Origin of the sequence: Acinetobacter sp. USHLN143, from assembly GCF_037145695.1 — a bacterium.
In the GTDB taxonomy this organism is placed as follows: domain Bacteria; phylum Pseudomonadota; class Gammaproteobacteria; order Pseudomonadales; family Moraxellaceae; genus Acinetobacter; species Acinetobacter fasciculus.
Genome location: NZ_JBBCWZ010000004.1, coordinates 73,530 through 96,668 on the forward strand (window position 1 = coordinate 73,530; position 23,139 = coordinate 96,668).

A 23,139-nucleotide genomic window follows, 5' to 3' on the forward strand; every position below is an offset into this window, starting at 1 on the left:
CATGATCCTGCAAGATTACAGGTTCCAAAAAGGTGAATGAATGCCAAAATACAAGAATATCTTTTGTCTATCCATACTGGCGTCAGCGATCTTGCTGAGTGCCTGTCAGCCAAAGAGTAATGAGCCGGAAGAATCAAGTACTTCCGAAGTGGTACAAGCCGAAGCTGAAGCACTTAAACTCAACGGCGATACTGAAAAGCTCAAGCTGGCGATGCCAGAATGTGAAGACAAAAGCTGTCCGGAAATCTCGATCGAACGTCTGAACAGTAATCAGAGCTTTATTGATGAATGGATCGACCAGCAGATTCTGCAACAGTTGAAAAATATCCTGTCTGTTGATGCAATTGAACCGGCAAAAGTGAGCGCTGCCAGCGAAGCAGACGTTGCCGCCTCTGAACCTAAAGCGGCTTTGGCCACAGTGACCACACCGAAACAGGAGCTTGAACAGCAAACCCAGCCTTATATGCAGACTTTCTTGAATCTGGATAAGGAGCTTAAGGCCCTGAGTGCCAGTCATAGTATTAGCCTGATGATTAAGCCCAAGATTCTGACTTCAGGAGATCCATTGGCGACCGTGGTTCTGAACAGTAGTTACTATTTGGGAGGCGCACACGGCGCATCTGCACAGACTTATTATAATTTTGATCTGGAGCAGAAAAAACTGGTTAAGCTGGATGACATTATTGCGGCCAAACAGAAAGCCCAACTGGAAGCGCGTGCTTATGATGCGTTTAAAAACTGGGTGGTAGAATCCAAGCTGGCCAAAGATGTGGCGGAATATGAACAGGCCTGGAAGTTCAAACTCACCGATAATTTCTATCTGGCTCAACAAGGTCTGGTCTTGCAATATGCCGAATATGAAATTGGGCCATATGTGGTTGGCTTGCCACGTTTAATGATTCCTTATGAGCAGCTACAAGGTGTACTGAAACCTGAATATCTGCCTAAAACTGAAAAAGCTGCCTCTGAGGCACAGCCAGCATCTGCTGCAAAAGCCAAATGACCTTAAAACTGTTTGATACGCATACCCATTTTGATGTTCCCGATTTTGATCCTGATCGGGAACAGTTGGCGTATGCGGCCAAAGCGGCAGGTGTCGAGCATCTGGTTCTAATTGGTTTTTTACAAAACCGTTTTGCTGATCTGTTAGGAACTCACGACTTTATTAATGACCTGGAAAATGCACCGCAAAGTCATTTAGCACCGGGCTTGCATCCATTTTATATTGAACAGCATCAGACTGATCATTTACAGGAGCTGGAACAGCTGCTTAAAAATGAGCACTGTATTGCCATTGGTGAAATCGGTTTGGATACCTTTTTAAAACAGCACAAACAGGCTGAAATTTTTCAGAAGCAAAAAGATTTTTTTGCTGCACAGCTTGAACTGGCACAGCAATTTGATAAGCCGGTTTTGCTGCATATCCGTAAATCGCATGCGGAGGTTTTGCAGATTTTAAAACAGTACCAATTTAAACAGGGCGGCATTGCACATGCCTTTGGTGGTGGGATTGAAGAGGCTAAAGCCTTTATCAAACTGGGATTCAAACTCGGTATCACTGGGCAAATTACCAATCCAAATGCCAAAAAACTGCATCAAGTGGTGCAGTATGTCGGACCAGAACATCTGGTGCTGGAAACCGACTGTCCGGATATGACGCCACTTTGTTGTCAACGCTCGACCGAGCAGCGTACCCGAAATACACCTGCCAATTTACCTTATGTGTTGCAAGGGCTGGCAAAGAGTCTGCATATGCACAAAGAAGAATTGGCACAGCAGCTCTGGCAAAATACTTATCAGGCCCTGCATCTGGCCATTTAATTGAACGCTCTTAACTCGGTCTTAAATTCCCGGTTCATCATAAATCGAAAAAAAGGTGCATTATGCAATTTCTAAAATGCTTCAGACTTGGCATCATGCCATATACATTCTTTTAGGTGAGATTCACATGGCACAAGGACTTTTGGCGGGTAAGCGCTTCTTGATCGCGGGCATTGCGAGTAAATTATCGATTGCTTTTGGTATTGCTCAAGCATTGCATCGTGAAGGTGCTGAATTGGCTTTTACTTATCCAAATGAAAAGCTGAAAAAGCGGGTAGATGACTTTGCTGAACAGTTTGGTTCGAAACTGGTTTTTCCTTGTGATGTGGCAGTCGATGCTGAAATTGACCATGCATTTGCCGAACTGGCTAAACACTGGGATGGTCTGGACGGCGTAGTGCATTCTATCGGTTTTGCACCGGCACATACGCTAGATGGTGACTTCACCGAGATCACGGATCGTGAAGGCTTTAATATTGCACATGACATCAGTGCTTATAGCTTTATTGCAATGGCACGTGCGGCAAAACCTTTGCTGCAAGTCCGTCAAGGCTGTTTGCTGACATTGACCTATCAAGGTTCTGAGCGTGTAATGCCAAACTATAACGTGATGGGTATGGCCAAAGCCTCTTTAGAAGCAGGCGTACGTTATTTGGCGTCTAGCCTGGGTCAGGAAGGTATTCGTGTGAACGCGATCTCTGCGGGTCCCATCCGTACTTTGGCAGCTTCAGGTATTAAATCATTCCGTAAAATGCTTGACCTGAATGAGAAAGTTGCTCCATTAAAACGTAATGTGACGATTGAAGATGTCGGTAATGCTGCATTGTTCCTGTGCTCGCCATGGGCTAACGGGATTACTGGTGAAATCCTGTATGTTGATGCCGGTTTTAATACTGTTGGTATGAGCGCTGATTTGATGGCGGATGCGGAATAAATCCTATAAGTCCTCTCTCCCTCAGGGAAAGAGTTAGAGAGGGGAATGACTTCTTCCTCTGAGTGAGGAAATGATTAAAATCCCCCTCATTCCCCCTTTGATAAAGGGGGAGGCCACTCAAGGCAATAAAAAAGACCGCATAAGCGGTCTTTTTTAGATTTGAAGGATAGCAATTAAGCTTGACCATCCACAGCAGCGGCTTGCGCACGTTGCATATTGGCTTCAAATTCAGCATCGAAGTTGATTGGTGTAAGTAGCAACTGTGGGAAGCTGCCTTTAGTCACCATATCATTCACTGCTTCACGTAGGAACGGGAACAGGATGTTCGGACAGTATGCACCCAGGATATATGGAAGACGCTCTTCTTCAACGCCATCCACCAAGAAAATACCAGCTTGAGTCACATCAACGATAAACGCGGTATCACCTTCGTTGGTTGCTTGAACCACGACTTTCAAAGCTACTTCAAAATGAGTTTCATCAATTTTTTCTGCAGAAGAAGAAAGATTGATGTTTAACTCAGGTTGCCATTGCTTGGTAAAAACTTGCGCCCCAGGAACTTCAAAAGAAATATCTTTGGTGTAAATACGCTCTAATGCCAATTGTGGTTGAGCTTGTTGTTCTTCACTCATTTTTTGATCCTTAATATGAAGTGATAATTTTAGTAAGGTTAAGCCAGCAATTCATCAAGTTTGCCTTCACGCTCTAAAGCATAAAGTTGGTCAAAACCACCGATGAACTGATCATTAATAAAAATTTGTGGCACGGTACGGTGATTGGTACGCTGCATCAATTCAAGACGTACTTCAGGCGCTTCTTGAGACAAGTTAATCTCTTTATATGCCACACCCTTACGTTCCAGTAGCTGTTTTGCACGCACGCAATAAGGACACACTGTCGTCGAGTAAATAGTAACTTCAGCCATGATCAATCTCCTGTTCGTGGATTATTTGCTTTTCACCAAAGGTAAACCTTGAGCTTTCCAGTTGCTGACGCCGCCATCAAGACGGTAGGCATCGGCATGACCAACCTGCTGTAATGCAGTACCAGCCACCTGTCCAAGGTTACAAATGAACACCAAAGGGCGATCAGATGCTTTCAGCTCTTCAACATGTTTTGTAATCTGGCTATATGGAATATTACGGCTGCCGCTGATATGACCTTCACGGAAGTCTTTGGCATCACGTAAATCAATCAGCATGGCATTTTTTGCTTTGACTAAAATTCCCAGCGATTGCGGAGAAATTTTGCGACCGTTACGTTGACCTTCGATAATGAAGAACAAAACCACTAATACCGCGAGTGTTCCAAATAAGAAGGGGTGATTCCCCATAAACTCGAACCAACGTTCCACAATTCACCTAATTACAATTTTAAAATTGCCAAGAGTATAGCTCATAAATATGGTGATCAAAATCACCGCTTCAAGGGCCAAGGGTTAAGAAAATTAATTTTTTTGCTGTGCTTCAGTGATTTCGTCGATTAAACGTAAATAGCTGTCCAGTCGGCGCGGTAAAATTTCACCTGCGGCAGCAGCCTGACGCAAAGCACATTGTTTTTCATGCTTATGGGTACAGTTACGGAACTGACAATGGCCGAGCAGGTTTTCAATTTCAGGAAAGCCGCTTTGTACCTTATCTAAAGTCAGATGCCACAGGCCAAATTCACGAATTCCCGGAGAGTCAATCAGGGCGGCACCTTCACCAAAACCGATCAAGCGCGTTGATGTCGTAGTGTGCTGACCAAGTGCCGAGTTTTCCGAAATAATATTGGTTTTCTGTGCGGCATCCGGCACGATCGCATTAATCAGCGTGCTTTTACCCACACCAGATTGACCGACGAAAGCCACCGTTTCATTTTCCAGACGATTAGACAGTGCAGTCAGGTCGCCATCGGATTGGGTCTGCATCACTTCATAACCGAGATCTTGATATTCTTGCAGCAGAGTCAGAATCGGATCGTTTTCTTTTAACAAATCGGCTTTATTCATCACCAGCAATGCAGGAATATCGGCATCGGCACAGGCCACCAGATAACGGTCGATCAGGCCCGGCGCTGGCTCAGGCAATGGTGCAAACACGATCACAATCAGTGAAATGTTGGCCGCTACCGGTTTAACCTTGTGATAGCGGTCGGGGCGTGTCAATAAGGATTTTCGGGGATGAATCGCGGTGATAATTCCTAAACCGGTATTCGGATCGGCTTGCCATTTGACCCGGTCACCCGTGACCAATAAATCCAGATTGGTTCGAGTATGACAGCGCCAGACGCTGTCCAGTTCAATCTCTTTCCAGAAAGGTTCAGGCTCACCATCGGCGACCACAGGTTTTTCAGGGTGAATGTCAGGGCGAGACAAAGCTTGCACTTCAAGTTGGCGGCCATAATGTTGCACCACTAAACCTTCAAGATCACTGGAGGTATCGAGATCTTCTTGACGTGTTTTCTGTTGTTTCTGAATGCGGCGCTGTTGTTGCTCTGTCAGACGACGCTTACGTATTAAGGCCATTCATATCCTAAAAAAACCGGGTAAATCAGATGGCAAAAATAGCATGAAGCAGCCCCCGAATGACACCCAAGATGTAATTAATTTGCTACTATAGTTGTTTTTAAACCCAATAAGATTGCACATTTATGAGCAGCACCGCTGATACCCGCCTGATTTGGATTGACCTTGAAATGACAGGTCTAGACACAGACAATGATCAAATTATTGAAATTGCAACAATTGTAACCGATGACAATTTGAATATTTTGGCAGAAGGTCCTGTGCTTGCGGTACATCAGCCTGCACGTCTGTTAAATGCCATGGATGAGTGGAACACTCGCCAGCATGGCCAGTCTGGTCTGATTGAACGTGTACGTCGCAGTAAACTGACCGCTCAGGATGCCGAACAGCAAACTATTGAATTCCTGAAAAAATGGGTCAATCCAAAATCTTCACCGATGTGTGGTAACTCGATCTGTCAGGATCGCCGTTTCTTGCACCGCCTGATGCCTGAACTGGAGCAGTATTTCCATTACCGTAATCTGGATGTATCTTCAGTGAAAGAACTGGCCAAACGCTGGCGCCCGGAAATCATGAGCGGTCTCAAGAAAAATGCCTCGCATCTGGCGATGGATGACATTCGTGATTCGATTGCGGAATTGAAATACTATCGTGAATATTTTTTCATCATGAATAAAGATTAATTCCGATAGATGAAAAAGAGGCGAAAGCCTCTTTTTTTATTTTACTGAACTGGATTTTTTCTAGTGTAAAACTGCTCCATGCTTTCAAAGCCTACCCACAAGAGTAATAACACAATCAGATGATTCTGTGTTTCATAACGATCGAAAATAACTAAGCCAAATAATCCTAAAGTCATTAAACGAATGAGAATGCTGAGATAATAATTTTTGTTTTTTTGGCTGATCACAACATAAAAATAAAGCCCGATACAAACAATGTTCAAACCCAAAAGGGTGTTAAATAGCATGACATTCCACTCCTTTTGGCCAAATGACATAGAATTAATTTGTTGATATTTTAATCAATCGCGAGTCGGTTGTCGCTCTCATCCAATCTGAATGTCATTTAAATCGATCAAAAATTTAGTGGCGGTAAAGAAAAGCGGATTTTGCTAAAATGATCCGGTATTTTTATTGCTATAGATGACCTATGACTGACCTGCTTCAAGATGATGAATATGACCGCCGTTTTGCTGGTGTTGCCAAAATTTATGGAGAAGACAGCTTTAACCATTATGAAAAAAGTCATGTGATGGTGATTGGTATCGGTGGTGTCGGTTCATGGGCGGTAGAAGCACTGGCACGTAGCGGTGTGGGCGAGCTGACCTTGGTCGATATGGATGTGGTGGCCGCGTCTAATATTAACCGTCAATTGCCTGCCATGAGTACGACATTAGGTCACGAAAAAATTGAAGTTATGGCCGAGCGTTGCCGTGCAATTAATCCACGGATTAAAATCAATCTAATTGATGATTATCTGACGCCTGAGAATATCAAAGAAATTTTAGCTCCGACACCGGATCTGATTTTAGATTGCATCGATGATGTCAAAGCCAAATTTGCCCTGATGCTACATTGTCGCTTTAACAAGATTCCTTTAATTGTATCGGGCGGGGCAGGTGGCAAACTGGATCCACTGAAAATTCGTGTTGCAGATTTATCTAAAACCGAACAGGACCCGATGCTGGCCAAATTGCGTGCCCAGTTACGTGCTAAAGGCATCTGTAAAAAGCCCAAAGAAAAATTCGGCATTACCTGTGTCTATTCAATTGATAATCCATTCTCCAGTGCCGATGTCTGCGCCAGTGCCGGCTTGCGCTGTGGGGGGTATGGCTCTGCCGTGGTGGTGACTTCGAGCTTTGCCATGGTTGCCGTGGCAGAAGGTTTGAAAAAGCTCGATAGTAAAAGAGCAAAAGCCTGATTTAAAAAATAAAAAGAACAATCTATGTGCTTTTTTTAAACTGGCGTTTAGAATGAAAGGATTCATTCGCAGAACAAAAATAATGTTTTGGAGCAGCTATGTGGTTCTTGCTGGTACTGATTTTGGGGATAGGGGCGTTAGCGATCTGGATGTGGAAACGTCCCGATCCGGTGAAACGTGATCAGGCGAAGGCTGTACAACATGATTTATGGATTGAGTAGATTGATGCTCAACTGAAACATGCAGCACGTTTGAGTTCAGATCCAGAACATCCGAATTATGAACGTGCCTATCAGATTTATCAGGGGCTGGCCCAGCAACAGGAAATTCCACAAGCTTATGTAGGCATGGGCCTGATGCATCTGCAAGGTCTGGGACATGAGCAGAATACCGAAAAGGCGATTAGTTATCTAGAAAAAGCCTTTCGTCTGGGCAGTGATGATGCAGCCTATCATTTGGGGCAGATTCATGAAGGGGAGGCGTATCAACAGGCTGACCCGGAAAAAGCTTTGTATTGGTACCGACATGCGGTAGCACGTGGCAATCTGGATGCCCAGTACCGCATCACTGAACTTTCTTCGACCGAAGACCATCAAAATGAGACCGCTGCAGAGACACAGCGTCTGGCCTTGTTAATACAAAATGCCGGGCAGGGTCATGCCAATTCGCAGTATCAGCTGGCTCAATATTATTTAACAGATTCAGCGACCCAGGATTTAGTGCAAGGAATTCATTATCTGTTTCTGGCGGCGCAACAAGATCATTTGGCTGCCAATCAGCAGATTGCGAACTCTTATGCGCGTGGCCAGATTCTGCCTCAAGACCTGAAGCAATCGCTGCAATTTATTAAACGCTGTATCAGTCTCGGTGACCAGAAAGGTCTCTATGATTATTATGCCGGTGTGCTACAGGGCCGTATCGATACCGACCAGCGTCAGCGCGTGTTCCAGCATTTATTACAGCAGTCCAAAGAACACGCCGATGCACACGCTAAGACCTTAATCGGGCTGGCCTATTTTCATGGCTGGTATGTTGATAAAAATGAAACCATGGCATTTCGTTACTGGGCGGAAGCGGCCAACAGTCAGCATGCGCCTGCCTTATGTATGATTGCTGCGCTGTATTTTGAACAGCACCTGGTGGCCAACGAACCGCAAAAAGCATTTGAGTTATATCAGGCTGCCTATCAGCTTAGTCCTGACGATGTGTCTGCACGGATGGGGCTGGCACTGTGTTATTTAAATGGTGTCGGTACAGTAAAAGACATTGCCAAAGCCACACAAATGATTCAGAACGCGGCACAGCAGTATTGGCAGATTGAAGCTCAATCTGAAGCGGATTTAATTTATAGCGTTGGCCGGTTTTATAGTCTGGTTGAATACCCTTTACCGACACGCGACAAAGCTATCCAGTACCTGAATCAGGCGGTTGCAAAAGGTTCGAAAGAGGCAGCCTGGTTCCTGTATCAGGCTCTGTCAGGTATTTATCCGGTCTTTATCTGTCATTCAGAGCAGGCTAATCGTTATCTGCATCAGGCTGCACAACTGGGACATGCACAGGCACAGGCAGAATTGGGATTGGAGTATCTTAAGGGGCAACAGATTGCGCAGGATATTGCCTTAGGCTTGAGCTATCTGCAAAAAGCGGCTGCTCAGCAGAATGGTGTGGCACTGAATGCTCTGGGTGAAGCATATGAGCAGGGTCAAGGTGTTGAGAGCAATATTGAGCAAGCCGTGCAGTATTATCAGCAGGCGGCAGCACAGGTGAATGCAGATGCTTATAGCCATCTTGGGCGTTTATATACCAAGGGTATTAGTGTAGAGCGTGATATCGGAATCGCACGGGACTGGCTGGAAAAAGGCAGTTTGCTCGGACATGAGCGATCAATTGAATTATTGAAAAATGTGAATGCGTATTTGCAAATGAAATAAACTGACTCAAATCATATGAACTAAAAAAACCGCTGTTTGGCAGCGGTTTTTTTATGGATTAAGCTTTGTTAAGGCAACTGTTTAATCGGGCTACCACCCAATGCCTGCATCAAGGTGACATAGGCATTGTATTGGTTCTGTCGGGTTTGCACCAAGGACAGCCGTGCATTGCGCGTGGTTTCCTGTGCATCCAGCAGGTTTTTCAAGGCTACTGCACCATTACGATAACGCACTTCAGTCAAGCGTTCAGTTCTTTCTGCCAGCTCAACATTCCGTTGCTGCAAAGTCACCTGCTTAGTGAGCTCAGTACGATTCGACAAGGCATTTTCCACATCAGCAAAGGCTTCATACATGGTCTGGCGATACTGGATAATGGCTTTTTCATATTCCAGCTCATTGACTTGCAGATCACGTTTCATGTCATTCCATTGCAGGAAAGGCAAAGTCAGACCAGCACCTAAAGTTGCAACCGGATTTTTCAGGGCATTCGAGAGGGAAGTACTGCTGCCAATACCGGTGGTCAGATTACCGGTCAAACTAATGGATGGATAGTAGCTGGCTTTGTTGGCATCTTTATTGGCTAGTGCCTTACGCAAGCGCAGTTCAGTGGCTCGAAGGTCAGGGCGACGTGACAACAAACTCGCCGGTAAGTCAGCCTGAATACTCGGCAATTGAATATTCGGTAAACGGCTTGGCTCTTGAATCGCGAGCTGTTGAACCGGCATGTGCAGCAATACCGCGAGTCCGGTACGTGTTTCCACACGTTGCTGTTCAATCTGGCTTAAAGTCGCCTGTTGACTTTGAATTGCCTGTTCCGCCTGGGTTAAATCCAGACCGGATACTGCGCCGGCACGATATTGCACCCGCACCAGATCATAGGTTTTTTGCGCGGTCGCCAGATTTTGCTGTACCACACTATAACGTTCATTCAGATAAGCCAGTTGCCAGTACAATTGTGCCGTGGTGCCAATCAGGCTTTGTGCGGTTGCCTGCAAGTCTTCTTCAGAGGCCAGTGCTTCCCAGCGTGCCGCTTCAGTCTGATTGGCCAGTTTACCAAACAGGTCCAGCTCATAGCTTAAGTCCGGATAACCCAGTGAAAGACCCGTCGAAGAATCGCCGCCACCATCTAGGCTAAAACGATGGCCCGTTGAAATTCTTGCATCACCGACGCGAATGCCTTGCTGACTTTGAGCTTGTCTGGCTTGAATACGGGCCTGTTGTAAACTGATGCCGGCCACTGCCAGATCGGTATTCTGCGCCAATACTTCATTCACCAAATTATTTAATTGCGGATCTTTAAATAAAGTCCACCATTGATCTGCCAAAATATCGGCATGAATCTGCTGACTAAGCACCTTATTGTTTTGAAAGCTACCCGGCATATTGATCGCAGGCTGTTGATAGGGGGTTTTCACCACTGCGGCACAACCGACCAGCGAGCTTCCCAGCAACAGGGCACTGGCAAGCTTGGTTAAATTCATGTGCATATCAGATTCCTTATTCGCGAGAGAGCGCATCGACTGGATTCAGACGAGCAGCGTTACGTGCCGGGATAAAGCCAAACACAATCCCGATCAGGCTTGAGCAGACAAAGGCCGCTACAATCGAAGTGGTTGAATACGCCATCTGGAAAGTACCGCCGGCAAAATGGGTAATTAATTGGCCAATCCCGAGGGAAAGCAGCACACCCAAAATACCACCCAAGATACAGACCAGAACGGCTTCAATCAGGAATTGCTGCAAAATATCACTTTGACGGGCACCCACCGCCATACGCACACCAATTTCCTGAGTACGTTCAGTCACTGACACCAGCATGATATTCATCACCCCAATCCCGCCGACCACCAGTGAAATCACCGCAATCGCTGAAATTAGCAAAGTCATAGTCGCTGTGGTTTGCTGAATAGTTTCACGAATACTGTCGGCATTCTGGGTAAACACATCCTGCGCGCCATGTCGCTGTACCAGCAAATTCAAAATCGCATTTTCAGCCGCCGCACTTGGGTATTCATCCTTAATCCGCACAATGATGCTACGCACATTGGATTGCCCCAGCATACGGCTCATGACGGTGGAATACGGCAGATAGACATTCAGGCTGTCATTATTGCCCATCATGCCTTTTTGCGCGTCAATCACCCCGATAATCCGGCTCGGTACGCTCCCGAGTAAAATCACCTGACCCACCGGATTGGTGCCATCCTTAAAGAAGGTGTTTTTGGTATTGGTGTCAATGACGACATCTTGCGCCTGTTGCATGACGCTACTGCGGTCAAAAGGCTGACCGGACTGGAAAGTCATGCCACGCACGTAGAAGAAATCTTCACTGACGCCGTTGACCGTAGTTGAAGCTTCGATTTCTTTATAACGGCCGGTGACACTGCTATTCACCGATGGGCTGACGCCATCGACATACGGTTGTTCAGCTAGCGCATCGGCATCGGCCGGAATCAGGGTTTTGGACTGTGAAGATCTGGAATTATCCCCAAAGCCTCGACCCTGAAATACGGTAATGGTATTGGTCCCCAGACTGCTGATATTTTCCAGAATCTGCTTTTGTGAGCCATTACCGAGTGCCACCACCGAGACCACCGAAGCAATACCGATAATGATTCCGAGCATGGTGAGGAAAGTCCGCATGCGATGTGCATTCATGGCCAGCAAGGCCATCCGGAAGGCTTCACCCAGACGGTCAACTGCAGAACGCCATGAAGAAATCTTCTTTTGTTCACTGCGGATCAGCGGCTGTTTTTCCAGATGCTCTTCGACTTCAGGAACATTGGGCTGGTCGGAAATGATATTACCGTCTGAAATCTCGATAATCCGGGTCGCATTTTTCGCTACATTATGATCATGCGTGACCAGAATGATGGTATGACCTTTGGCATTCAGTTCACGCAAAATGCGCATCACTTCAATACCGCTGTTCTTGTCCAATGCACCGGTCGGTTCATCGGCCAGAATCACGTCACCGCCATTCATTAACGCACGGGCAATCGAAACACGTTGCTGCTGACCACCAGAGAGCTGGCTCGGACGATTCTGGGTTTTTTCACCCAGACCCAGATCGGTCAGAATCTTGACGGCTCGCGCATGTCGTTCAGATGAATCTGCACCGGCATAAATCGCAGGAACTTCGACATTGCCTGCTGCGTCTAAATCACCCAATAAATGATAACGCTGGAAAATAAAGCCGAAATATTCACGGCGTAATTGCGCCAGTTCATCCGCTTCCAGTTCGCGGGTTTCACGGCCTTTAACCTTATAGCTACCGGTAGTTGGTTTGTCCAGACAACCCAGAATGTTCATCAGGGTCGATTTACCGGAACCGGACTGGCCGACAATCGCTACCAGTTCACCCGGATAAATCTCCAGATTCACCCCTTTTAAAATCTGGACCGTGCTTTCACCCGCAGGGAATTCACGAACCAGATTTTTCACCTCGAGGAGAGGCTGTTGTTGTGAATTCATGCTTACATTCTCATTGGGCCACGGCTATTGCCACCGCGTTTTGCTGCATCATTGGAGGTATCAGAACCATCGGCAATCACCACCTGATCACCACGTTTTAAACCTTTCAGCACTTGCGCAGTCGCGCGGTTATTCAAACCGATTAATACAGGGGTTGGTTTTGCAGTACCATCGGCTTGCAAGACACGAACCATGCCACGCTGTGCTTTACCTTGCTCAATCAGCGCAAGTTCTGCTTCAGACAGGTTTAGACGCGCTGGACGTTCACCGGCAGGGCGGTTGCCTTGAGCCGATTCGGCTTCAGAACGTGATGCCGGGCCGCCTTCACCGCGAGAACCCTCACCACGCGCTTCACCACGATTGGCACGTGGCAGACGGTTTGAACCTTGAATGGCCGCAGCAGGAATGGTCAGCACATTTTTGGCTTCATCCAGTACGATATAAACTTGTGCAGTCATATCAATACGTAATTTTCCATCTTCATTCGGTACATCGAACAATGCGTTGTAATACACCGCAGAACTTGATGATGAGCTTGAGGTATTGCTATCGGTATTAATTGAATTGGGTGCAGGCTCAACCTGACGTAGTTTGGCGTAAATCTTTTTCTCGTTATTGCCTAAGGTAGTGAAATAAACCGTTTGACCTTCTTCAACTTTCATGACATCTGCTTCAGAAATTTCAGCTTTAATGGTCATGGTGTCCAGTTTGGCCAGTTTAACAATGGTCGGCGCACTCTGGTTGGCATTCACGGTTTGACCTTCTTCAGTCACAATCGCCACAATCGTGCCATCCATCGGGGCTACAATCTGGGTATAGCCAAGATCTTCTTTGGCAGTCGCCAGCGTCAAACGCGACTGTTCAATCTGTGCATTGATGGCAGTAATATCCGCTTGCGCCGTTTTATAGTTCGCAAATGCCGATTCCAGCTCTGAGCGAGAAGTGGCATCCTGTGCATACATGGCTTTCTGACGGTTGTATTCAGCTTCAACTTTGGCCAAATTCGCCTGTCTTACTGCAAGTTGTGCCATCTGATTTTTAATGCTGGCTTCAGCGGTTTTTAAATCATTTTCCTGACGAACTGAGTCAATCCGCGCAATCAGCTGACCTTGCTTGACCTGATCGCCCAGTTCTACATACATTTTTCTGACCTGACCCGAAACCTGCGCCCCCACGCTGACCATCTTGGTCGCTTCCAGAATACCAGTCGCCAGTACAGAGCTTTCGATATCGCCTTGGGTGACTTCAGCCGTAATATATTGCGGAGGCTGTTCTTTGGGTTTGAGGAAGTACCACCCCGCAGCGATGAGCGCAATGGCAATCACGGCGGCCATAATCAATTTCGTCGGTTTTATTTTTGGCATGATCAATATCGGTTCAAAATCAGAGAATTGTGAACGATTATAAAAGCGAAATTAGGATAAATCGTGTATTTTTTTAAACTAATAGGAATGATTATTATTTTATTTTTCGAATTTTGACAAAGACTTAGTGAAATAGGGGCTTGCCACAGATACTGGAAATCGCCTGTAGTACCAAATGCTCCGGATTTTCATGTCCGAGTCCTTTAATTGAGGCATCAATTCTTAATAATAACCCCGGCCAGGCCAGAAAAGTCTGTGGGCTGAGACGGCGCAAGGCTTGTTGATATAACCCGACTTTGGTTTTCCAGATCCCGATTTGCAAGGCATTTTGCGGTTGTTCAAACAGCTGCATCAACAGACGCATTTCCTTGCTGAGACTCCATAAAATCAGGCTCATCGGTTCACCTGAAACGACTAGATACTGAAAAATTTTGATCGACTGGGAAAGATTACCTTGTAGCAGGGCATCGCTCAAATCATAGGTGCTATAACGTGACTGATCTTGTAAACATGCATATAAATGATCAACCTGAATGATATCGACTTCAGCAAAGGTATCGCTAACCCGCATCAGGCTATTCTTTGCTGCAAGCAGGTTGTGCTCATGATGTTGTTCCAGCCATTGCCAGGCATCATTGGCTAAACGAATGCCGAGTTTTTCAGCTTCAATACCCAGAATCTGCTGCCGGTCTTTTGGATAATTGGCCACCAGCGAAACATTCACACCATTGGCATCAATCAGCTGAAAGAAACTGGATTTCAGGCTATTACTATCCTGTTTGGGCATCACCACCAACAGCAGGTTTTGTTCATTATGCTGCAAATAGTTTTTCAGTAACTTGATTGCGCTGGCATCCGGTTTGATATTGCCATGTACTTCAATCGCCAACTGGGTTGAAAACAGCGACAAGCTGTTCAAGGCATTAAAGACGGTTTTCCAGTCGGCGACCGAACTAATGTCATAGCGTTGACGTTCAATGTCCTGCTTTTGCCAGCTGGCCCGAAAGGCATCAATTAAATTCTGTTCCAGCAAAGGCTCTTGACCATGCAAGACCCAAGCACCGCGAGCTTCATCGACACGTTTCAGGGCTTGCAGATAATCAAGTTTCATAAAGAGGTCTTATTGAGCAGGTTGCGCTGAGGTATTTTGTTTGGCTAAGGGTAAGCGGTTCGATGAAATCTGACGCGCGATCTGCTGCGCCACATCATCAATAATGACCTGATTCAGATATTTTTGTTCCTGGTCATCGGTGTTGACCGTTTCAATATCATATTGATACGTACGTGTTGCCACGACAGTGCGTGGTTCAGTGATCGGATTGCCTTGTGCATCTTCAATCCGGAAAGTCACGTTTAAACGTAACAAGGTTTCAACTAGTTTACCGTTCAGTTCCAGACGGCGAGGGGTGTAATCCAGGACACGTAACACATAAGCATTGGGTGCATTACTCAGCTGTACGCCTGCAGCACCGAGGTAAACTGCCAGTTTCTCTTGCAGTTCTTCAGTATTGGGCGGTAAAGACAGGCTCATGACAGAGTAAGCAACAGGGGCGGAGCTCGGATTGGTTCCTTTCAGATGAAAGCCACAGCCGACTAAGCCTGCACTCAGACCACAAGTTAAAACAATTGCTGCTAAATGTTTGCCCAAATGCATGTGTTGCCCTCTATGCTTCCCGAAGGGGAATATTTGAAATCCTGAACTGGATTGTAAAGTCAAAGCCCGTTGGCTGGCAACGGGCTTTGTTTGGGAATTGTGAAATCCTTCAGAAAGTTCCTTCTCCCTCTGGGAGAAGGTTAGGATGAGGGATTATATATTTACCTCTCCCTAGCCCTCTCCTGAGAGGAGAGGGAACTTAAGGATTTAAACCACCAAATTCACTAATTTATTCGGTACCACAATTTCTTTCTTGGTTGGACCCGTCAAGAATTGCTGAACTTCAGGCAATGCTTTGGCTTGAGCCAAGATGTCATCTTTAGAGGCATCTACAGATACTTCTAACTTGCCACGGAGTTTACCGTTGACTTGAACCACGATGGTTTGCGTATTACGTGTCAGCGCAGACTCATCTACCGCAGGGAACAAAGTTGAATTCAATTCAATCCCAAATTCAGCCAATAAAGTCTGGCTTAAATGCGGTGCAAATGGTGCAAGTAAAGTTAACAGCGTGGTAATTGATTCACGTGCAACAGCAACGTCATTGTCATCTTGGGCTTCAAACTTGTTGTTGGCGTTTAGAAGTTCCATCAATGCAGCAATGGCAGTGTTAAATGCATGACGACGTTCGATGTCATCACCGACTTTTTGGATGGTTTCGTGTGTCTTACGACGTAGGTCTTGCGCAGCCGTAGACAGTGCCGATTTGTCGATGTTTGCAGCAGTATTCGCTTTTTCAAGGAAACCTGTTGCTAAACGCCATACACGTTTCAGGAAGCGGTTTGCACCTTCAACACCGGCATCAGACCATTCCAGTGATTGATCAGGTGGTGCAGCAAACATCATGAATACACGTGCCGTATCTGCGCCGTACTGGTCAATAATCGATTGTGGGTCGATACCGTTATTTTTCGATTTCGACATTTTTTCCTGACCACCAACCACAACTTCCTGGCCATCTTCTTTATATTTTGCAGAAAGCACACGGCCTTTTTCGTCTTTTTCAAGTTCGATATCTGCCGGGTTAAACCAGGTTTTCTTGCCAGATTCAGCTTCACGATAGAAGGTATCTGCAAGCACCATCCCTTGCGTTAACAAGTTAGTGAATGGTTCATTGCCTTGTACCACGCCTTCATCACGCATCAATTTGTGGAAGAAGCGTGCATAAAGCAAATGCAGAATCGCGTGTTCAACACCACCGATGTATTGGTTCACAGGAAGCCAGGTTTGACCTGCTTCAGGTTTCACCATGCCACCCGTAAAGTCTGGAGATGCATAACGTGCATAGTACCAAGACGATTCTACGAATGTATCAAGCGTATCTGTTTCACGACGTGCGTCGCCACCACAGCTTGGACAAGTCGTTTCATAGAACTCAGGCATTTTGTTCAGTGGGTTACCTGAACCATCTGGAACAACGTCAGTCGGAAGAACCACAGGAAGCTGCTCTTCAGGTACTGGCACTTGACCACATGATGGACAGTTAATCATTGGAATTGGACAACCCCAATAACGCTGACGGGAAACCCCCCAGTCACGTAGACGGAATTGAACTTTAGAACTTGCTAGGCCTGTTGGTTCTAATTTGGCAAGGAATGCATCGTATGCACCTTGGAAATCTAGACCGTCAAATTCGGCTGAATTGACCAGTTTACCTTCTTTCGAGCCATACCATTCTTGCCATTGAGTCGCATCAAAGTCAGCATCATCTGCGCCTTTAGCATCAATCACTTGCTTGATGGTCAAGCCATATTTATTGGCAAATTCGAAGTCACGTTCATCGTGTGATGGAACTGCCATCACTGCACCTGAACCATAAGACATCAATACATAGTTGGCGATCCAAACCGGAACTTCTTCGCCAGTCACAGGATGCTTCACAGAAAGACCGGTTGCCATGCCTTTCTTCTCGGCAGTCGCAAGATCCGCTTCTGCCACAGAACCCATACGGCATTCTTCAATGAATGCAGCCAATTCTGGGTTTGTTTCAGCCGCTTTCAGCGCCATCGGGTGTTCTGCTGCAACTGCAACATACGTTACGCCCATCAAGGTATCGGCACGGGTAGTAAATACCGTTAAACCATCTGCATACACGTCAGGATTTGCTGAAGGGAAAGTGATGTCCATCCCTTGTGAGCGGCCAATCCAGTTACGCTGCATGGTCAACACTTGTTGTGGCCAGCCATCTTTAAGCGTGTCTAAATCGTCAAGTAACTCTTGCGCATAATCAGTGATGCGGAAGTAGTACATTGGAATATCACGCTTTTCTACCAATGCACCTGAACGCCAGCCACGACCATTTTCAACCTGTTCGTTGGCAAGAACAGTCTGATCGACCGGATCCCAATTCACGGTTGAAAGCTTACGGTAGATCAAGCCTTTTTTATAAAGCTGAACAAATAGCCATTGTTCCCAACGATAGTATTCAGGGGTACAGGTCGCAAATTCACGATCCCAATCTACGGCTAGACCGAGTTTTTTCAACTGGTCACGCATGTAAGCAATATTTTCAAATGTCCATTTTGCCGGTGCAACCTGGTGTGCAATCGCTGCGTTTTCAGCAGGCAGACCGAAAGCATCCCAACCCATCGGTTGCAGGACAGTTTCACCTTTTAAGCGATGGAAACGGCTGATCACGTCACCAATCGTATAGTTACGCACATGACCCATATGTAGCTTGCCACTTGGGTAAGGGAACATCGAGAGAATATAACGACGTGGACCTTCTACTTTGTCGGCAACTTTAAAGGCTTTGCGAGATTCCCAATCCTGTTGGACTTGAGGCTCAATCGCACTGGCTTGATATTCGGAATCAATGTGAGTAGTCATAAACGTATCAGTGAATTACGGTGAAAAAAGTCTGTTGCACAGCATAGCGCAAAATGTACCTAAAAGTGAATTTTGCGCCGGCATTTCCCGAAGAAAAAACACGCTGTTCTATATAGAGGTGTCTTATAAAGCAACTGCACGATTTTTAGATTGCTGCAAGGCTTCGTTGGCTTCACGTTGTTGCTGGTCCTGATTCGCAGGAACTTGAGGGGCTTGTTGCTGTTGTTCTTGAGGTGTGTTCTCGGTTTGAACTTCAGTTTCAGTCGTTCTAGATGATGCTGGTGCTGAATTTTTCCAGCCATAGGTATCCACTGTGGTGGCTTTTTTCGCAGATTTCGGTGGTGGCGTTTTGGTGTAGTGGGTGACGCCTTTCGCATCGACCCATTTATGATACTGGATCGCGGAAGCGCTGGTGCTACAGATGCTTAAAACAATTGCGCAACTCAAACTGAAAGTGGTTAAAAAAGATATTTTCATTGTTCTTGGGCCTCGGCTTGCTAGGCATGGAATACTGCAATTATTGTAGTGAGATTTTCAGTAAAAGTGATGGATTTTTATCTGCTTTATTCAAAGCGAGCTGCTGAAATAAGCTCAATCTAGCGTATAAGAAATCAGAGACAAATCTTCGTATACAAAATTTATTGATAAACAATTTCCTTTCATTTGATAAAAATTCATTCATTTTTTTTATATAAGACATATTAAAAATTTATAAAATTAAACCATTAACTCTATGAATTTTATTGGATTAGATGAATAGGAAAGACAGTCAATGCATGGCTATAAGCTGATATTGCTGTTAAAAACAGCAGATTTAGGCACTATAAGTATGGATTGTCTGTTTTTTAAACTTGACTTTAAAGCCTGAAAACACAAGAATGCTGCAATAGTTTTATATGCCTTAGATCGATCACCCTTCGACTAAGTGTCATTTCATGCAATGGGCGATTTCTCTAGCCGAGAAATTGAACAAAGCTAAGCAAAATATGTTTATCCCAACATGTTTTAGATCCCGTATTGCTCGAACAGCGAAGAAATCAGATTTTTTTCCTATTGCTTTGAAAACTATGAAATTTGTGTGCTATAACAGTGCAGACAGTTAACAAATGAAACACTGCAAATGCCTCCCATTTGTGCAGTGAATAATATTAGGGTGAATCACGTTGGAACTTCTATCTGGTGGTGAAATGCTTGTTCGCGCATTAGCGGACGAAGGCGTTGAACATGTTTTTGGATACCCAGGCGGCGCAGTTCTTCATATTTATGATGCGCTATTTCAACAAGACAGAATCAATCATTATCTCGTACGTCACGAACAGGCTGCTGGTCACATGGCCGATGCTTACTCACGCGTGACAGGCAAGACCGGTGTTGTGCTGGTGACTTCAGGTCCGGGCGCAACCAACACGGTGACCCCAATTGCAACGGCCTATATGGACTCAATCCCGATGGTGATTTTGTCAGGTCAGGTTGCGAGTCATCTGATTGGTGAAGATGCATTTCAGGAAACCGATATGGTCGGTATTTCACGTCCTATCGTGAAACATAGCTTCCAGGTGCGTCATGCCAGCGAAATTCCTGCGATTATCAAGAAAGCCTTCTATATTGCGTCTTCAGGTCGTCCAGGTCCTGTAGTGATTGATATTCCAAAGGATGCGACCAATCCTGCAGAGAAATTTGCTTACGAATACCCAGAAAAAGTGAAGATGCGTTCGTATCAGCCACCGTTCCGTGGTCACTCAGGTCAAATTCGTAAAGCGATTGAAGAACTGATCCATGCTAAACGCCCAGTTATTTACTCAGGCGGTGGTGTGGTTCAAGGCAATGCTTCAGCACAATTGACAGAGCTTGCGCATCTATTGGGTTATCCAGTGACCAATACCTTGATGGGTCTTGGCGCATTCCCGGGTGATGATGAACAGTTCATCGGTATGTTGGGTATGCACGGTACTTATGAAGCTAACATGACCATGCACAATGCAGATGTAATTCTGTGTGTGGGTGCGCGTTTCGATGACCGTGTGACCAACAATCCTGCAAAATTCTGTCCAAATGCTAAAGTCATTCATATAGATATCGACCCAGCGACAATCTCAAAAACCATTATGGCGCACATTCCAATTGTCGGTGCTGTAGAGCCTGTACTGAATGAGATGTTGAACCAGTTGAAACAGCTTAATGTTTCTAAGCCAAATCCTGAAGCGATTGCGGCATGGTGGAAACAGATCAATGAATGGCGCAAGGTTCATGGCGGTCGTTTTGAAGCGGGTGTTGATGGCGTGATGAAGCCACAACAAGTGGTTCAGGCATTGGATAAAGTGACCAATGGCGAAGCGATCATTACTTCTGATGTCGGTCAGCATCAGATGTTTGGTGCGATGTATTACAAATACAAACGTCCACGTCAATGGATCAACTCAGGTGGTCTAGGCACCATGGGTGTAGGCTTGCCGTATGCAATGGCTGCGAAGCTTGCATATCCGGAACAGCAAGTGGTGTGTATCACCGGTGAAGCATCGATTCAGATGTGTATCCAGGAACTGTCGACCTGTAAGCAATATGGCCTGAATGTAAAAATCCTGTGCCTGAATAACCAGTCTTTAGGGATGGTGAAGCAGTGGCAAGATATGAACTATGAAGGACGTCATTCAAGTTCTTATGTAGATTCATTGCCTGATTTTGCCAAACTGATGGAAGCCTATGGTCATGTCGGTATTCAGATTAATCATGCCGATGAGCTAGAGTCGAAGCTTGCAGAAGCGATGGCGATTAACGACAAGTGCGTATTTATTAACGTTATGGTAGATCGTACCGAGCACGTTTATCCGATGTTGATTGCGGGTCAGTCGATGCAGGATATGTGGTTGGCTAAAGGGGAGCGCACGAAATGAGACATATTATCTCTGTACTCGTAGAAAACGAATCAGGCGCGCTTTCCCGTTTAGTGGGTTTGTTCTCACAGCGTGGCTACAATATCGAAACATTGAATGTTGCTCCGACTGAAGATCCAACGCTTTCACGTTTGACATTGACCACTTATGGTGATGATCACAAGATTGAGCAAATTACCAAACAGCTTAACAAGTTGGTTGAAGTGGTGAAAGTGGTTGACCTGTCTGAAGGTGCACATATTGAGCGTGAATTGATGCTGATTAAAGTCAAAGCATTGGGTTCATCGCGTGACGAAATCAAACGTACGGCAGATATTTTTCGTGGTCAGATTGTCGATGTAACACCAACGACCTATACCATTCAAATCGCGGGTACCACTGAAAAAGTGGATGCATTTATTGATGCACTTGCTGAACACACGATTTTAGAAGTGGTACGTTCAGGTGTATCAGGTATCGCACGCGGCGAAAAAGTACTCACCATCTAAATTTTAAGTATTTCCTCATCTGAACAAGAAGAGGGTATCAGGCAATGTAAATTTAAGGGTCATTGCCTGATTTAACGGACAAACAAGCATTTAAGCGGAGACAGCAATGCAAATTTTTTACGATAAAGACTGTGACTTATCTATCATCCAATCTAAGAAAGTAGCAATTATTGGTTACGGTTCACAAGGCCACGCACATGCGCTTAACCTGAAAGATTCTGGCGTTGACGTAACTGTTGGTTTACGTGCGAACTCTGCTTCTTGGAAGAAAGCTGAAAATTCAGGTCTTAAAGTTGCTGAAGTTCCTGCTGCTGTTGCGCAAGCTGACGTAGTTATGATTTTGACTCCAGATGAGTTCCAATCTCAACTTTACCGTGACGTAATTGAGCCAAACATCAAGCAAGGCGCGACTTTAGCATTTGCTCATGGTTTCTCGATTCTTTATAACCAAGTTGTTCCACGTGCTGACTTAGACGTAATCATGGTTGCGCCTAAAGCTCCTGGTCACACAGTACGTTCTGAATACCAACGTGGTTCAGGTGTTCCTGACCTTATCGCGATTCACCAAGATGCTTCTGGTAATGCGCGTAACGTTGCTCTTTCTTACGCTTCAGGCGTAGGTGGCGGCCGTACAGGTATCATCGAAACTTCATTCCGTGAAGAAACTGAAACTGACCTTTTCGGTGAGCAAGCAGTTCTTTGTGGTGGTGCTGTTGAATTGGTTAAAATGGGCTTCGAAACTCTTGTTGAAGCGGGTTATGCTCCAGAAATGGCGTACTTCGAATGTCTACACGAACTTAAATTGATCGTTGACTTGATGTTCGAAGGCGGTATCGCGGACATGAACTACTCAGTGTCAAACAATGCTGAATACGGCGAATATGTAACGGGTACTGAAGTAATCAACGAACAGTCTCGTGAAGCAATGCGTAATGCACTTAAACGTATTCAATCTGGCGAATACGCGAAGATGTTTATTCAAGAAGGTGCGTTGAACTACCCATCTATGACTGCTCGTCGTCGTCAAAATGCGGCTCACGGTATCGAAGTTACTGGTAACAAGTTACGTGCGATGATGCCTTGGATCCAAGCGAACAAAATTGTAGATAAAGAGAAAAACTAATTTCTCGAATCAATTGATTTGAATGCGAAAACCCACTTAATTTGAGTGGGTTTTTCATATCTTGGAGCCAAGCAAACAAAATCGTTGATAGGCAGAGTAAAACTTGAAGTGCGACATAAACCACCTAATTAATTTAAAGGGTTTATGGAGTATATAAAATTGTCATACCATCATCTTAACTTTGAAGATCGTACTGCATTA

General features: G+C 45.4%; 20 protein-coding genes and 1 pseudogene. 9 read left to right on the plus strand and 12 right to left on the minus strand.

Annotated features, from left to right (window positions below):
• Positions 1–40 precede the first annotated feature (40 nt).
• The 3 genes from WFH18_RS02455 to WFH18_RS02465 all read left to right on the plus strand — a co-directional run bounded on the left by WFH18_RS02455 (position 41) and on the right by WFH18_RS02465 (position 2,755).
• A complete protein-coding gene (locus tag WFH18_RS02455; protein WP_005103199.1) occupies positions 41–1,003 on the plus strand; it encodes an RsiV family protein in 963 nt (320 codons plus the stop codon).
• Positions 1,000–1,821 carry a TatD family hydrolase gene (locus tag WFH18_RS02460; RefSeq protein ID WP_005103201.1) on the plus strand — a complete coding sequence of 274 codons (822 nt, stop codon included), beginning with the start codon at positions 1,000–1,002 and terminating at the stop codon, positions 1,819–1,821. The genes WFH18_RS02455 and WFH18_RS02460 overlap by 4 nt, the downstream gene beginning before the upstream one ends.
• 127 nt (positions 1,822–1,948) lie before the next feature.
• Entirely contained in the window at positions 1,949–2,755 is an 807-nt protein-coding gene (locus WFH18_RS02465; protein ID WP_004647438.1) for an enoyl-ACP reductase FabI, read from the plus strand.
• A gap of 173 nt (positions 2,756–2,928) precedes the next feature.
• Here the strand turns inward: WFH18_RS02465 and secB are convergent, their stop codons facing one another.
• The 4 genes from secB to rsgA all read right to left on the minus strand — a co-directional run bounded on the left by secB (position 2,929) and on the right by rsgA (position 5,261).
• Positions 2,929–3,387 (minus strand): protein-export chaperone SecB, encoded by a 459-nt coding sequence (gene secB / locus WFH18_RS02470; RefSeq protein ID WP_004647439.1) that lies wholly within the window; start codon positions 3,385–3,387, stop codon positions 2,929–2,931.
• Between the two features lie 38 nt (positions 3,388–3,425).
• Positions 3,426–3,680, minus strand: a complete 255-nt coding sequence (gene grxC / locus WFH18_RS02475) for a glutaredoxin 3 (RefSeq protein ID WP_004278388.1) — start codon at positions 3,678–3,680, stop codon at positions 3,426–3,428.
• 21 nt (positions 3,681–3,701) lie between these two features.
• On the minus strand, positions 3,702–4,109 hold the full coding sequence (locus WFH18_RS02480) for a rhodanese-like domain-containing protein (protein WP_004278386.1): 408 nt from the start codon (positions 4,107–4,109) through the stop codon (positions 3,702–3,704).
• A 93-nt stretch (positions 4,110–4,202) separates the two neighbouring features.
• Positions 4,203–5,261, minus strand: a complete 1,059-nt coding sequence (gene rsgA, locus WFH18_RS02485) for a ribosome small subunit-dependent GTPase A (RefSeq protein ID WP_005103207.1) — start codon at positions 5,259–5,261, stop codon at positions 4,203–4,205.
• 125 nt (positions 5,262–5,386) lie between these two features.
• On the opposite strand from rsgA, the gene orn reads away from it, so the two are divergent.
• On the plus strand, positions 5,387–5,944 hold the full coding sequence (gene orn / locus WFH18_RS02490; protein ID WP_005107901.1) for an oligoribonuclease: 558 nt from the start codon (positions 5,387–5,389) through the stop codon (positions 5,942–5,944).
• Positions 5,945–5,985: 41 nt separating this feature from the next.
• Here the strand turns inward: orn and WFH18_RS02495 are convergent, their stop codons facing one another.
• Positions 5,986–6,231: a hypothetical protein gene (locus WFH18_RS02495; protein WP_005103211.1), complete on the minus strand. Its 246-nt coding sequence runs from the start codon at positions 6,229–6,231 to the stop codon at positions 5,986–5,988.
• A gap of 182 nt (positions 6,232–6,413) precedes the next feature.
• On the opposite strand from WFH18_RS02495, the gene WFH18_RS02500 reads away from it, so the two are divergent.
• Both WFH18_RS02500 and WFH18_RS02505 read left to right on the plus strand, forming a co-directional pair.
• Positions 6,414–7,184 carry a tRNA threonylcarbamoyladenosine dehydratase gene (locus WFH18_RS02500; protein WP_005103214.1) on the plus strand — a complete coding sequence of 257 codons (771 nt, stop codon included), beginning with the start codon at positions 6,414–6,416 and terminating at the stop codon, positions 7,182–7,184.
• Positions 7,185–7,282: 98 nt separating this feature from the next.
• Positions 7,283–9,115: pseudogene (locus WFH18_RS02505) on the plus strand (tetratricopeptide repeat protein).
• A gap of 68 nt (positions 9,116–9,183) precedes the next feature.
• Here the strand turns inward: WFH18_RS02505 and WFH18_RS02510 are convergent.
• From WFH18_RS02510 to WFH18_RS02540, 7 genes are all read right to left on the minus strand, one after another.
• A complete protein-coding gene (locus WFH18_RS02510) occupies positions 9,184–10,602 on the minus strand; it encodes an efflux transporter outer membrane subunit (RefSeq protein ID WP_336754577.1) in 1,419 nt (472 codons plus the stop codon).
• Positions 10,603–10,612: 10 nt separating this feature from the next.
• Positions 10,613–12,589, minus strand: coding sequence for a MacB family efflux pump subunit (locus WFH18_RS02515; protein WP_005107890.1), 1,977 nt, complete (start codon positions 12,587–12,589; stop codon positions 10,613–10,615).
• Positions 12,590–12,591: 2 nt separating this feature from the next.
• A complete protein-coding gene (locus WFH18_RS02520; protein WP_191112064.1) occupies positions 12,592–13,953 on the minus strand; it encodes a MacA family efflux pump subunit in 1,362 nt (453 codons plus the stop codon).
• Between the two features lie 124 nt (positions 13,954–14,077).
• Positions 14,078–15,064: a DNA polymerase III subunit delta gene (holA, locus tag WFH18_RS02525; RefSeq protein WP_004733070.1), complete on the minus strand. Its 987-nt coding sequence runs from the start codon at positions 15,062–15,064 to the stop codon at positions 14,078–14,080.
• A gap of 9 nt (positions 15,065–15,073) precedes the next feature.
• Complete coding sequence (locus tag WFH18_RS02530) at positions 15,074–15,607, minus strand: LPS-assembly lipoprotein LptE (RefSeq protein ID WP_005103222.1); 534 nt, start codon at positions 15,605–15,607, stop codon at positions 15,074–15,076.
• A gap of 207 nt (positions 15,608–15,814) precedes the next feature.
• Entirely contained in the window at positions 15,815–18,436 is a 2,622-nt protein-coding gene (leuS, locus tag WFH18_RS02535) for a leucine--tRNA ligase (protein WP_262457689.1), read from the minus strand.
• A 123-nt stretch (positions 18,437–18,559) separates the two neighbouring features.
• Positions 18,560–18,913 (minus strand): DUF4124 domain-containing protein, encoded by a 354-nt coding sequence (locus WFH18_RS02540; protein ID WP_262457691.1) that lies wholly within the window; start codon positions 18,911–18,913, stop codon positions 18,560–18,562.
• A gap of 686 nt (positions 18,914–19,599) precedes the next feature.
• Here WFH18_RS02540 and WFH18_RS02545 point away from each other — a divergent pair.
• From WFH18_RS02545 to ilvC, 3 genes are all read left to right on the plus strand, one after another.
• Positions 19,600–21,327 (plus strand): acetolactate synthase 3 large subunit, encoded by a 1,728-nt coding sequence (locus WFH18_RS02545; protein ID WP_004278370.1) that lies wholly within the window; start codon positions 19,600–19,602, stop codon positions 21,325–21,327.
• Positions 21,324–21,815: an acetolactate synthase small subunit gene (gene ilvN, locus WFH18_RS02550; RefSeq protein ID WP_004278369.1), complete on the plus strand. Its 492-nt coding sequence runs from the start codon at positions 21,324–21,326 to the stop codon at positions 21,813–21,815. The genes WFH18_RS02545 and ilvN overlap by 4 nt, the downstream gene beginning before the upstream one ends.
• A 106-nt stretch (positions 21,816–21,921) precedes the next feature.
• Positions 21,922–22,938: a ketol-acid reductoisomerase gene (gene ilvC, locus WFH18_RS02555; protein ID WP_004278368.1), complete on the plus strand. Its 1,017-nt coding sequence runs from the start codon at positions 21,922–21,924 to the stop codon at positions 22,936–22,938.
• The last annotated feature ends 201 nt before the right edge of the window (positions 22,939–23,139 follow it).